Below are 13,120 nucleotides of genomic sequence, written 5' to 3'. Positions count from 1 at the left end.
CTCCGGCCGGCCCCGCGCGCCGGGGCCGGCCCGCGGAGCCGCCGAACGAAAAGCACCGCCCCCGAAAGGGGGCGGTGCGATGATCGCATTGACTGACGTGTCCGCAGCTTAGGCCGAGGTAAACATGTCGTAGTTGATGTCGAGGCAGAGCTGGCCCTGAACGATCGAGACACCCTCTTCCTGATCAGCGAACCGCTCGGCCATGCGCAGCGCGGTGATGTTGATCGTGGTGTCGCCGAACATGCCCTCGAGCGGCGTGTAGCACACGTCGTACTCGGGCTCTTCGACTTCGCAGTCGATCTCGAACGGCGTGGTCTCGCACTCCGGCAGGGTGACGCACTTGTCGTCAAAGAAGACGAAGCCTTTGCCCTCGCCAGTCTCCGGATCGTAGTCGAGCACGAAGCGCTCGAGTGCGTCCGAGGAGCCGTTGAAGTCCGGATCCGTCGGATCGAGGCCGGAGATCGTGAAGACCGCGTCCTCGATGGTGATGGTGCCGGTCAGGTCGTCCGAACCATTGTCGCCATCATTGTGGTCGTCGTCGCCGTCGCTGTCGCTGCCGGCGAACGCCGTGGTAATGACGAGATCGTCACCGACGATCTCGACCTTGGCGATCTCGAGACCGGAGTGCAGCTGGATGGCATCCTGGTTGGTCTCGGGACGGAAGTCGGTGATGACGTCTTCACCATGGTCGAGGATGGTGGTGTCTTCCTCGTCGTCGCAGTCACCATCGCCGTTCACGTCGAGATCGTAGCCGAACACGAAGACGTCGGCATCCGCGCCGCCTTCCATGATGTCTGTGCCGACGCCGCTGACGAGGCAGTCGTTGTCCTTGCCACCGAACAGATAGTCGATCTCATTCGGGCCGTCGCCGGCACCGATCAGGGTGTCGTTGCCGCCACCGGTCTGGCCTTGGTCGCCGTAGACGTAGTCGTTGCCTTCAGCGCCGTAGAGCACGTCGTCACCGAGGCCACCGTCGAGGTAGTCACGGCCCGAACCGCCATTCAACGAGTCGTTGCCGGCATTGCCCTCGAGCGAGTCGTTACCGTTGTCACCCGACAGGCAGTCGTCACCGGCTTCGCCGTAGAGGCTGTCATCGTTCCTGCCACCGGCGAGAACGTCTTCACCACGGCCACCGTAGATCTCGTCGTCGCCCTGGTTGCCGTTTACGGTGTCGGCGCCGTCGTTGCCTTCGATGTAGTCGTCGTCACGGCCACCCTGGATGCTGTCGTCGCCGTCGCCGCCGTAGATGTCGTCTTCGCCGTCGCCACCTTCGATCAGGTCGTCGTCTTCCTGGCCGTAGATGGTGTCGTTGCCGGTCCCGCCATCGATCGAGTCGCTGGCTTCGCCGAGCGCCTTGTTGATGACGTTGCCTTCACGGTCGAGAACCGGACGGTTGTCGCCGTAGATGATGTCACGACCGTCGCCGCCTTCGATGCAGTCGGCGTTGTCGTTGCCCTCGATGATGTCGTTGTCATCCTCGCCGAGCAGGGTGTCGTCACCCGAGCCGCCTTCGAGGTAGTCCTGGCCGTCGCCACCCCACAGGGTGTCGTGGCCAATGTCACCGGCCATGGCGTCTTCGCCGTCGCCGCCGAGCATCTTGTCGTAGCCCGTCCAGCCGCGCATGACATCGTCGCCAGCACCGCCCCACATGGAGTCATGGCCGGTCTGGCCGTTCATGTGGTCATCGCCGGAGTTACCGGCCATCTGGTCGTCCTGCGAACCACCGTACATGGTGTCACGGCCGCTGCCACCGGACATGGTGTCTTCGCCCGAGAGACCCTGCATACGATCGTTGCCTGCCTGGCCCGCCATGCAGTCGTCGTTGTAGCCACCGTTCATCCAGTCACGACCATCACCACCGACAACGAAGTCGTTGCCCATGCCGCCGACCAGCTCGTCATCACCGTTTCCGCCGAGGACGATGTCACGATCGTTACCGCCGTTAATGGTGTCGTCGCCGTCTTGGCCGGCGAGGATGTCGTCGCCCTTGGAGCCTTCGATGAGGTCATCGCCGGCCTCTTCGCCGCCACCGGGCTCGTTCATGGAGTAGCTGTCGCCGATGATGGCATCGTCGTCGCCACCACCATGCAGCACATCGTCGCCGCCGTCGCCGCGGAGGTAATCGCGGCCGGCGTTGCCGTAGATCACGTTGCGGCCGTCGTTGCCGTCGGCGAAATCATCGCCGCCCAGCATCTTCGCCTTGTTCACGCCCGGGAAGTCATCGAAGTCGACGTTGTCGGAGCCCGGCGAAGTCTGCGACGCCGGGAGCGGCGCGCTGAACAGGTTGTTGTAAATTGCGTTCCAGTTCATTTTCGATCCCCCGAAAATTAAGGATTCATCAATAAAATGCTGCGCAGCATGTCTAATAATGCGCGAGCGGGATACGCGGGGAATCCCGCCCATCCACGCTCATAGAGCCACCGCAGCGCGCCGGAAAATACCGCCATATGGGGGTGATTGCCCCGGCGCCCTGCGCGAAACTCATTGTTTCGATTTTATAAACAAGCCTCGAGGGCCACCGCGCGACTCGCGCTTTGGGCCCGGCTCATCACGCCCGGAACACGCCTCGCGTGCATTCCGGGGGATCCCTGTGCGCCACTCGGGGGATGGGCGCGACAAAGATCGTCTGCGACAAGGACTGTCTACAATGCAATTTGGGCGGGAATACGGCGCTCTGAAATTCGCGACGCGACACGGGGGCGTGTCGGACACACCCCCGTTAAACAATCAACAGGTGTTCTGTTGCAAGTTGAAATCGCGTGATCTGCGCACGGAGCGCGGGATCAGCCGTCGCGGAAGGCCTTGTCGAAATAGCGCGTCAGCGGCGACATCAGGTAGGCGGCCGGCGTCCGGTCCTGGGTCCGGATGAAGGCGTCGACCGGCATGCCCGGCACCAGCACCTGTCCCTCGGGCAGCTTGTCGAGCTCCGTCTCCGGCAGCTGGATCCGCGCGCGGTAGAAGGACGCGCCGGTCTGCTCGTCGGTAAAGGCGTCCGCCGAGACCTGGATCACCTCGCCGAAGAGATCGGGCACGTCGCGCATGTCGAAGGCGGCGACGCGCAGCATCACCTCCTGCCCGGTATAGACCTCGTCGACGTTGATCGGGTCGACCCGTGCCTCGATGATCAGCGGCCGGTCCTGCGGCACGATGTACATGACCGGGTCGGCCGGCCGGATCACCGAGCTCGCGCCGAAGACGCGCAGGTCGTAGATCACCCCGCCCACCGGCGCGCGGATGTCCATCCGCGAGAGCTGCTCGATCAGCGCGGTGCGCCGCTCGGCCATCTCCATCTCGCGGAACTCCATGTCGCGCAGCTGGGTGATCGCATCCTCGCGGCGCTGCGCGTGCAGCGACAGCTCCTCGATCTCGAGCTCGGCGATACGCTCCATCGCCTGCGCGCGGCTCGCCTCGAGCTCGCCGATCTGGCCGGCGAGCCGGGCCTCCTCGCGCTGCAGCCCCAGAAGCCGCGAGGCCTGCGCGAGCCCGCGCTCGTAGAGCGTCTGCTGGCTCGTGGTCTCCTCGCCGATCAGCTCGCGCTGACGCTCGAGCGCGGTGGCCTGGGCGTCGATCCCGGTGATCTGCTTCTCCAGCTGCAGGCGCTGGTTCTGCAGCTGCGTCACGCTGCGCTCGAGCGTGTCGAGCCGGGCGCGGAACAGCCGCTCCTGGCCCTGCATGATGCCGGCCACCTCGGGACGGGTCTCGGCCTCCTCCTCGAGCACCTGGTCGAAGGATACCGTCTCGGTCTCGCTGAGCTCGGATTGAAGCCGGTCGTTGCGCGCCATCACCTCGAAGAGCTGGCCCTCGATGATCGTCAGCTCGGACTGGATCAGCGTCGGGTCGAGCCGGGCGAGCAGCGCGCCCTCCTCCACCTGGTCGCCCTCGCGCACGAGGATCTCATCGACGATGCCGCCGTCGAGATGCTGCACCACCTGGCGGTTCTTCTCGACCACGATGCGACCCGAGGCGACCACGGCGCCGGCGATTTCAGTGCGCATCGCCCAGGCGCCCAGCGCGCCGATCAGGACGAAGACGGTGGTGAAGCCCACCAGCATCGGCACGGTCGACCGGAACTTGCGGGAGGATTTCGCGGTCTGGGTCATCACACAACTCCGGTGGCCGCGTTGGCGGCCTTCTTGATCTCGCCGTAATTGGCGACGGTTTCGGCGAGGACGCTCTCGCGCGGGCCCCAGGCCGTGCGCGCGCCGTCGGACAGCACCAGGAGCTTCTCGCATTCACGGATCGCGGCGGGACGGTGCGCCATGATCAGCACCGCGCCGCCGCGCGACTTGACCTGCCGGATCGCAGCGTTGAGCGCGGCCGAGCCCTCGTTATCGAGGTTCGAGTTCGGCTCGTCTAGCACCAGCAGAACCGGGTCGCCGTAGAGCGCGCGGGCCAGGCCGATCCGCTGGATCTGGCCGCCCGAGAGCTGTGTGCCGACGGTCTGGATCTGGGTGTCGTAGCCCTGAGGCAGTTTCAGGATCATGTCGTGGGCGGCGGCCTTCTTGGCGGCCTCGACCACCTTCTCGGCGTCCGGCGCCTGCGACAGGCGGGCGATGTTCTCGGCCACCGTGCCGTCGAACAGCGACACCCGCTGCGGCAGGTAGCCGATATATTGCGACAGCTTCTCGGGGTGGTAGCGGTCGAGCGTCGCGCCGCCGAGGCGGATCTTGCCGCCCGAGGGCTGCCAGACGCCGGTGATCGCGCGCGCCAGCGTCGACTTGCCCGAGCCCGAGGGCCCGATCACGCCGACCGCCTCGCCGGGATTGACGTTGAAGTTGACCAGCCGCAGCGTCGCCTGGCGGCCGCCCGGCGGCACCACGGTGAGCTGCTCGACCAAGACCTTGGCCGGCGGGCGCGGCAGTTCGGTGCGCGGCGCGTCGATCGGCACGTCGGCCAGGAGGTCGACGAGGTTGTCCCAGCCGCGCCGGGCGCGCTGCACCGTGCTCCACTGGTTGACCACCTGCTCGACGGGCGCGAGCGCGCGGCCGAGCAGGATCGAGCCGGCGATCATCACCCCCGGGGTGACCTCGCCCTGAAGCACGAGATAGGCGCCGAGGGCCAGCATGGTCGATTGCAGGAACAGCCGGAAGGTCTTGGTCGCGGTCGAGAAGCTGCCGCCGAGATCGGCCGCCCAGGTGCCCTGCTCGAGCGCGCGCGAGCGCACCTTCTGCCACTTCTCGAAGGCGTTGCCCTGCATGCCGAGGCTGCGGATCGTCTCGGCCTCGTTCTTGAGCTGCTCGGAATAGCGGTCGGACTGGTAGCTCGCTGCCGCCGAGCGCACCGCCGAGGCCCGCGTGGACAGTTGGTTGGCCACGGTCAGCCCGATCAGCAGCACCCCGCCGGCCGCCGCCAGCGCGCCGAGCCAGGGATGGAAGATCGAGATGCCGATGAGGAAGATCGGCGTCCACGGCACGTCGAAGAGCGCGGCGAAGACCGGCGAGGCGTAGAAGCGCTGCACCGCCTCGAGATCCTTCAGCTGCTGGCCCTCGATCGCGTAGGGATCGCTTTTGCCCGCCTCGCGGTCGGCGGCGGACTTCTTCAGGATCGCCTCGAAGACGCGGCGGTCGAGCCGCTCCTGGAAGCGCGCGCCGAGCCGCGTCAGCAGCCGCCCGCGCGCCCAGTCGACGATCCCCATGATGAGAAACAGGAACGCAACGAGCAGGAACAGCGCGACCAGCGTCTCCTCCGAGCGCGCACCGAGCACGCGGTCGTAGGTCTGCAGCATGAACAGCGGTCCGGTGAGCATCAGAAGGTTGACGAAGATGCTGAAGAAGCCGGCGGTCCAGAGCAGGCTGCGGTTCTCGCGGCGGGCGGCACGAAGCTCGTCCAGGCCGGAAAGTCGGCGGGAATCCGTCATGAAATCCTCACGGGCAAAAAAGGCGTCAGATAATCCGGTCCCGGCAGCCGCGACCGCTTAAAATGTGTTCCAAAAATGATAGGCAGATTGCGCCCGAGCGTCATCAAGAACTTTGCCCGCCCGGGCCCCGTTTTCCCCATTTGGGGGTATCGCTGCGCAAGACCACTATATTACGGGCTCGCCCGGCCCGCGCGCCCCTGCAAACCGGGGCAAGAGGCCCGACAGATCGTTTCCGAATAGAGGACAATGACACTCAAAAGCCCGATTCGTCGGCGGCCCGGCGACGACTCGGGGCTCAGTGTGCCGCCGTCGGGTACCCGAAGCGCCGGTAGTCGTGGGCGTAGAAGGTCTCGATCCGCGCGACGGTCTCGTCGCTCGCCGTGATCTCGACGGGGTCAGAGCGGCGCTCGTGACCGAGCGGCGCGGCCGGGCACCCGACACGGCGCGCGATCTCCTCGAGTGGCGCCTCCAGCCCGTCCTCGAAGCGGAACACCGTCGTGGTCTCGGTGACGAAGGCGGTCTGCGGCCGGACATGGTTGTCGTGCACGTACGGATTTCGCGCGTAGCGCTCGAAGACCCGCTCCACCCAGCTGTCGAAGTCGGGCGCCGGGCGTCCGCGCGCGATCTCGCCGGCGCGGCGCATCCGGTATTCGCTGCGCAGCCGGTCGAACGGGTGGCGCACCACCGCCAGCCGCAGGTCGGTCAGCGCCTCGGGCGCGAAGACGTCGAGCACCGCGGCGTGCATGTGCTGGGGCGTGCAGCGGGTATAGGGCATGGCCTTTCCGCAATGCATCGCCTGCACGCCGCCCATGGCGCGAAGGGCCTTCTCGAGGCTGCTGCCCCCGGTCTTGGGCACGTGCACGAAACAGATCAAGGCCGTGTCGAAGCGATAGAGAGGCATGGGCGCAAGTCGGCTCCTGGAGGTCGAGGGGACCGGACCGCCGGTCCGGCCGCGGCGGCTAGAGGCCGCGAATCTTGGCTTCCCAGAGCGACGCGAAATGCTGGGCCATGGTGTCGAGGTCCACCGCCATGGCTTCGGGCGGCACGCTGTCGGGATATTCGTCCGGGCCGATCGGCTCGAACAGGCACGGCCGGCCGAGATAGTCCTGTGCCACGTGGTCGTTGTCGGCCTGGAAATGGCCGAGGAAGGTCTCGGCCTCGGCGCGCGCCACCGGAATGCCGGAGCCGGTGAAGATGCGCCCGCTCAGCGGGCCGATATTGCCGCGGGCCCCGCGCGGCAGGTGCCGGTTGAGCATCCGCAGCACCTGGATCGCCTCGGGCGACAGACTTTCGTTGGTCTTGGACGGCTCGAGCCCGTCGATCGGCGGGATGCCGGCGACTCGGAGGAAGTCGCTCACCACGTCGCCGCCGCTCAGCCGGGCGGACTCGAAGACCCGGATCTCGAACGCCGCGCGGCCGAAGATGTCGGCCCAGAGATCGGCGATGCGCCGGTAGTTGAAGGTGGTGAAGTCGCCGTCCCGCGCGTCCTCATAGCGGGGAAAGACGTTGGGCCGGGTGCCGCCCACCTTGATGACCTGGGAATACATCGAGCGCATCATCCGGTCCTGCCGGCGCAGGTATACGACGACCCGCACCCGGTCGAAGTGGCGCTCGAGGAAGGTCTTGAGCCGCCGCACCTCGGAGGGCCGGCGCATCCGGCTCAGGTGCTCGTTGACCACGAGCACCGTGCGCGCGTCCGGGCCACGGTCGATCTCGCGGGCGAAGCGGTCCTCGAACTGCGCGCGGAAGGTCGCGATCTTCTCCGGTGTGGTCAGGTTGCGGCGCTCCTTGCGCAGGTCGATCGTGTCGTCGTCCATCGCGTAGCACGCGGCGCGCGGATCCTGCCCGTCGCGAAAGATCGGCGGCCAGATCACCCCGGCCGCCGCGAGGCGCTCGGCGTTGTGATCGAGCGTCCGCTGGATCGACGTCGTGCCGGTCTTCTCGGTACCGATATGGACCACGCATTCCATGCGCTTTTCCCCTTCCTTCCCCGTCACCCCCCCGGATCCCGTGCCCCCGCCCGGGTTCCGCTCCCCGATGCGGGATGCGCGGTGGAGCTTACCGTGATCCAAGAGCGCGGGGGTTTCAATCGCGCCCGTATATGCCCCCGCGCGGGGTGTGCCGCCGCGTCAGGCGACCTCGAAGTCCACCGAGCGGGAGGAATCGAACCAGCGCACGCCCTCGACCACCACCGCCGGCTGCAGCCGGTAGCGGCCCGGCTTCGCCGGCGCCGCCACCGCGAGCCGGGCGCGGTGGGTGCGGCTCTCGATCGGTCCGCAAGGGTCGGTGCGCACGCCGTTCCACACAACCTTGCGGCCCCGCGCGTCGAAGATGTGATAGGACAGGTGCACCGGCATCCGCCCGACCCGCTCCGGCAGGGACAGTCGCGACAGGTTGTAGACGGCCACGTCGAGCTCGAGCGCGGCGCCCGGCGCCACGGTCTCGGGCAGGCCGGCCACGTCCACGAAGAGCCCCTGCAACGACAGCACCTCGTCGCGGGTGCGCGCCGGCGTCGGCGGGCGCCGCCGCGCCGCGCGCTCGGCCTCGGCCATGCGCCGGCCGGGATCGTAGGCCGAGAGCGCGTCGAAGATCGCCCGGATCTCGGCCTCGGTCGCCACGTCGTCGGCCGGCGTCTCTTCGGTCGACGCGGTCCCGGCCGCCGCCCGCATGGCGCCGCACGGGCCGTCCGGGGCGAAGACCGCCGCGCCGTCGGGGCAGAACGCGCGCACGAACGCCGTGTTGCTGTCGGCCAGCCCGGTCATCAGCCGGCGGCGTTCGGACGGAGTGATGATCTGCAGCGCGCGCCGCTGTGCGGGCCCGAGCAGCGAAAGCCGGTCGGTCACCTCGGCGACGAAGTCGAGATAGGCCTCGCGATCGGGCCAGGCATAGGCGTTGATGTCGCGCAGGAGCGCTACGTGCGCGGCGTTGAAGGGCATCTCGTTGCCCGCCCGCGCGCTCGGCCGCGGCAGCGCGTCGAACGCCTCCAGCCCCAACGTGGCGAGGAAGTCCGACACCACGTCGCCGCCGGCCAGCCGGTCGCGGTCGTAGGGCCGGGCATGCACCCGCTCGCGGCCGACCCGCGCCGCCCAGAGCCGGCAGAAATCGTGGTAGTCGAAGCGCTCGCGGGTGATCGGGTCGTCGAGCCACGCGGCGAAGTCCTGCGCCACCCGCCCCACCGCGCCGCCGGCGACGAACTCGGCGTATTGCGAATTGGCCCAGTCGTCCTGGCGGCGGAAATAGCCGATCATCTCGGCGCGGTAGCCGGGGAAATGGTCGGGGATGAGCGCCGCGCGCCGGTTGAGGAAATAGGCCTCGCTGGAGATGATCACCGTGTGCACCCGCCCGCCGGCGAGCGCCAGCGCCGCCTCGATGTGGTCGCGGATCTCCTGCCCGCCGGTCACCGCCTCGCGGGTGACCTCGGAATGGCCGGCCTGCTTCTCGGGCCGCGTGGATTGCCAGAACAGGCCCTTGTCGGGCACCAGGACGCCCCCGCGCAGGAGCGCCGGGCGGTTCCGCTCGAGGAAATGCTGCAGGTAGGTGGTGCCCGTCTTGGTCTGGCCCACGTGGATCACCAGCCGCGGCTTCTCGGCCACCGGCTCGAAGGTCTCGGCGGTGATCACCCGGTCGTTGCGGGCAAAGAGCGACAACGCCACCTGGAACGCCGCGGCGCGGGCGTCCGCCGGCGTCTCGAGGATCTCGGCCATCACCGTCTCCTGCGGGAGCGGCACCTGGTCCACGGCGGTGTCGACATGCTCGTAGCGCCGCGCGCGCAGCGCCTCGAACAGCAGCCGGTAGGATTGCGTGCCGATCCGCTGGCGCGAGATCTGCGGCGCCTCGAAGACGAGGTCGTCGTATTCCAGCCCGGCGGCGTCGAGCGTGTCGGCCACGCGGTCGAGAAAGCGCCGGCGCAGCCCCGGCTCCTCGGCGGCGCGCACGGTGGCGTAGGCGAAGCCGCAGAACAGGATGTGCAGCGCCTGCGTCACCGCGTACCCTGCCGCGTGGGCGAAGCGGCTGCCCGGGGCGAAGGCGTCGAACTCCTTCAGGATCTCGGCCATCTGCTCGAGATTGGCGAGCTGGTTGAAACTGTCGCGCACGCTCTTGGCGCGGCGCGCGGTCGAATCCCGGCGGATGCGGTAGGTGAAGGCCTCGGTGGTGGTGCCCGAGATCCGCTCCGCCGACAGCAGCGCGCGCCACAGGAACGGCCGCTCCTCCCATTGCGCGGTGAGGAACCGCACGCCGTTCTCCTCGAGGAAGGCGCGGCGGTAGAGCCAGTTGCAGAAGTGGCGGCTGCGCAGGATCCGCGGCTCAGTGTCGATCCGCGCGGCATGGAAGGGCGTGTCGAAATGGATCTCGCTGCGGTCGCGCTCCATCCGCAGCACGTTGCCCTCCTCGTCCTCGACCTGCTCGAAGAGCTTGCGCCCGCGCACCATGTCGGCGCGGTCGGCGCGGGCGCAGTCGAGCGCCAGCCGCAGGTGGTCGGGCGACACCAGGAAGTCGTCGGAATCGAGGAACCACACGTAGTCGCCGAGCGCCGCCTCGAGCCCGGCATTGCGCGCGAAGCCCTGGCCCACGTTCTGCGGCAGCACGATCGGGCGGATGCGCGGATCCTCCGCCGCCATGCGGTCGATGATCGCCTGGCTGCCGTCGGGGCTGCGATCGTTGATGGTGATCATCTCGATCTCGTGCAGGCTCTGGGCCTGCACCGAGGCGAGGCAGGCCTCGATGTAGCGCTCGACCCCGTAGACCGGGATGATCACCGACACCTTCGGCGCGGGCGGCTCCGGGCGGGGCGCGGGCAGCGCCGCGGGGCGGTTGGCCTCGATGAAGTCGAGCACCGTCTCGATCTCGCTCGGCGCGGCGACGTCGCCCGGCACGTGGTAGATCGTGTACCAGACGTAGAAGTAGTGGAAGATCTCCTCGAGGCTGCGCGTGCGGTGCCGGTGCGGGATCTCCTGTCGGTCGTCGGTCAGCCCCCAGCCGGCGTAGAAGGGCGCGCCGAAGGTAACCACCCGCTTGCCGGCGAAAAGCGCCTCGAGCCCGAGCTGGCTGGTGCCCACGTAGACGGTGTCGACCATCTCGAAGAGGCAGTAGGGGTTGAGCGGCTCGCGCAGGATCCGCACCCGCCCGACGCTTTCGAGATGCGAGTAGTAGCCCGAGCGCTTCTCGGGCTCCCAGGCGGTGTCGGGATGGGTCTTGACCAGGACCTCGGCGTCGGGGTTCTCGGTCAGCGCGGCCACCAGCATGCGCTCGAACCCGGCCTCGTCGATGCGGCCGAAGACCGTCGAGGCATCGGCGAAGGACTGGTCGCAGACGAGCACCCGGCGGGAGTAGCCGCGGCTCATCGTCGGCGGGTGGATGGGTTGCGAATTGTACTTCGAAATCCGCTGCGAGACGATCCGCCGGATCAGCCCGCGCGCCCGCTCCAGCGCGCGCGGCTCGGGCACCTGGTCGCTGTTGAGGCGGTGGATCAGCCGGTTGGGATAGTCCGACATGAAGTAGTGCGCGATGTCGTCGTAGACGTAGCCGAGACAGCCCATCGCGGGATCGCGGGCGCGAAAGGCCTGCGACCAGCTGTGGGTGGAGGCGAGAAAGCCCTGCTCGCCCATCAGCAGCCGGTGCGCCGCGCCCTGTTCCTGCAGGATCTCCACCGCGCCCTGGTGCGACTTGGCGGCGTCGGCGTAGACGGTGCCCATCAGCAGCCGGTTGTCGGGCAGCGCGCCGGGATCGTCGAAGGCGCGCAGGTCGGACCAGAACAGCCGCATGTTGGCGGCGTAGGCGGTCTCGAGGTTGAAGGCCGCGTAGCCCGCCACCCAGGGCGCGTCGCGGAGCGACAGGACATGCGCGCGGATGTCGGTCCCGTCCTCGCCCGTCACCTCCTTGCGGCGCAGGTTGAGGAAGTCGTCGAACCTCTGGAAGGCCCGCTGGTTCAGCTTGTCCCGGTCTGCCGACATGATCCGGCGCTCTCCTTTCCCCGCGACCCGGTCCGGGTCAGGGCGTTTCCGTGTGCACCAGCCGGTCGAGCGCCGCCTCGAGCCGGGTCTCGAGTTCCGGCCGCGGCGCCGGGCCCGCCGCCACCGCCTCGGTGAAGAGCTCCTCCCAGCGCGCGGCGACGACGTCGGGGGCGTAGTCCGCGCGGTAGCGCGCGCGCCCCGCCGCGCCCAGCCGCCGGCGCAGCGCGGCGTCGCCCATCAGCCGGTCGAGCGTCCGGGCCAGCCCGCCGGCCTCGGTGGGGCGTTCCGCCAGAAGGCCGGTCTCCTCGTGCAGGACCTGCACGTTGATGCCGTTGCACAGCCGATAGCCCACCACCGGTAGTCCGTGCGCCATCGCCTCGAGGCTGACCATCGGGAAGCCCTCGAAGAGCGAAGGCAGCACGAAGGCCTGGGCGCGGGCGAGCTCGGGATAGACGTCGTCGAGCTCGCCCGCGAACTCCACCCGCGTCTCGAGCCCGAGCGCCGCCGCGTCCCTCTCCAGCGTCCCGCGCAGGGGGCCGTCGCCAACCACCCGCAGCACCCAGTCGGGATGGGCCGGCGCGACCGAGGCGAACTCCTGCAACAGCCGCCGCATGTTCTTGCGCGGCACCAGCCGCGCGACGGTAACCAGCGTGCAGCGACCGTCCTCCGGCCCATCCGGATCGGCCTGCACGGGCGCCTCGGGCACGGTGTTGGGCACCACCCGGATGCGCGGCTGCAGGTGGGCCGGCAGCGTCTCGCGGAAGGCATCGACCAGAAGGTGGATCCGCGTCGCGCCCTGGAACGCGGCCCAGCGCTCCGGCTCGGTGAAGGTGCCGATGCGGCGCGGGAAATGCGGGTCGATATGTTCCGACAAAACCACCGGGATGCCGACGCGGCGGGCAGCGCGCACGTATTGCAGGAAGGTGCGGTTCATGTGCAGCCCGACCACCAGATCGGGACCGATCGAGGCCAGGAGCAGCATCAGCGCGTCGTCCTGGCGCCCGGGCTCGGTCGCGGTGACGTGGTGCAGGCGGATGTCTGCGGCCAGCGGCCAGCGCGCCGGCTGCCGCTCGGGGTCGAAGGTCAGCACGTGCACCTCGTGGCCGCGCCCGGCCATCGCGTTGGCCATCGCGTGGCCGACATTCTCGGTGCCCCCGCGGCTCTGGGTGATCCAGGGAACGATGACGCAGAGTTTCACGGACCCGGGATCCCTTCGTGGCACGACATGGATGCCCCCGGCGCAGACCCGGCGGGCATCACGATGTCGCGATAGTCGGCGCGCGCGGGGCGGGTCAAGGCTCCCCGCTCGGGC

General features: G+C 68.7%; 7 protein-coding genes. All 7 read right to left on the bottom strand.

Annotation, left to right across the window (positions count from 1 at the left end; all coding sequences use genetic code 11):
- Positions 1–108: 108 nt before the first annotated feature.
- A complete protein-coding gene (locus tag ROJ8625_RS07690; protein ID WP_143535072.1) occupies positions 109–2,403 on the bottom strand; it encodes a calcium-binding protein in 2,295 nt (764 codons plus the stop codon).
- Between the two features lie 380 nt (positions 2,404–2,783).
- Positions 2,784–4,100, bottom strand: a complete 1,317-nt coding sequence (locus ROJ8625_RS07685) for an HlyD family type I secretion periplasmic adaptor subunit (RefSeq protein WP_085791276.1) — start codon at positions 4,098–4,100, stop codon at positions 2,784–2,786.
- Complete coding sequence (locus ROJ8625_RS07680; protein ID WP_085791275.1) at positions 4,100–5,857, bottom strand: type I secretion system permease/ATPase; 1,758 nt, start codon at positions 5,855–5,857, stop codon at positions 4,100–4,102. Before ROJ8625_RS07680 ends, ROJ8625_RS07685 begins: the two co-directional genes overlap by 1 nt.
- Before the next feature lie 295 nt (positions 5,858–6,152).
- Positions 6,153–6,758 carry a sulfotransferase family 2 domain-containing protein gene (locus tag ROJ8625_RS07675; RefSeq protein WP_085791274.1) on the bottom strand — a complete coding sequence of 202 codons (606 nt, stop codon included), beginning with the start codon at positions 6,756–6,758 and terminating at the stop codon, positions 6,153–6,155.
- Positions 6,759–6,816: 58 nt separating this feature from the next.
- Complete coding sequence (locus ROJ8625_RS07670; protein ID WP_085791273.1) at positions 6,817–7,827, bottom strand: hypothetical protein; 1,011 nt, start codon at positions 7,825–7,827, stop codon at positions 6,817–6,819.
- Positions 7,828–7,986: 159 nt separating this feature from the next.
- Positions 7,987–11,808: a glycosyltransferase gene (locus tag ROJ8625_RS07665; RefSeq protein WP_085791272.1), complete on the bottom strand. Its 3,822-nt coding sequence runs from the start codon at positions 11,806–11,808 to the stop codon at positions 7,987–7,989.
- Between the two features lie 37 nt (positions 11,809–11,845).
- On the bottom strand, positions 11,846–13,006 hold the full coding sequence (locus tag ROJ8625_RS07660; protein WP_085791271.1) for a glycosyltransferase: 1,161 nt from the start codon (positions 13,004–13,006) through the stop codon (positions 11,846–11,848).
- Positions 13,007–13,120 lie beyond the last annotated feature (114 nt).

The organism is Roseivivax jejudonensis (assembly GCF_900172265.1).
GTDB lineage: Bacteria > Pseudomonadota > Alphaproteobacteria > Rhodobacterales > Rhodobacteraceae > Roseivivax > Roseivivax jejudonensis.
This window is presented reverse-complemented; position numbering and strand designations above follow the sequence as displayed.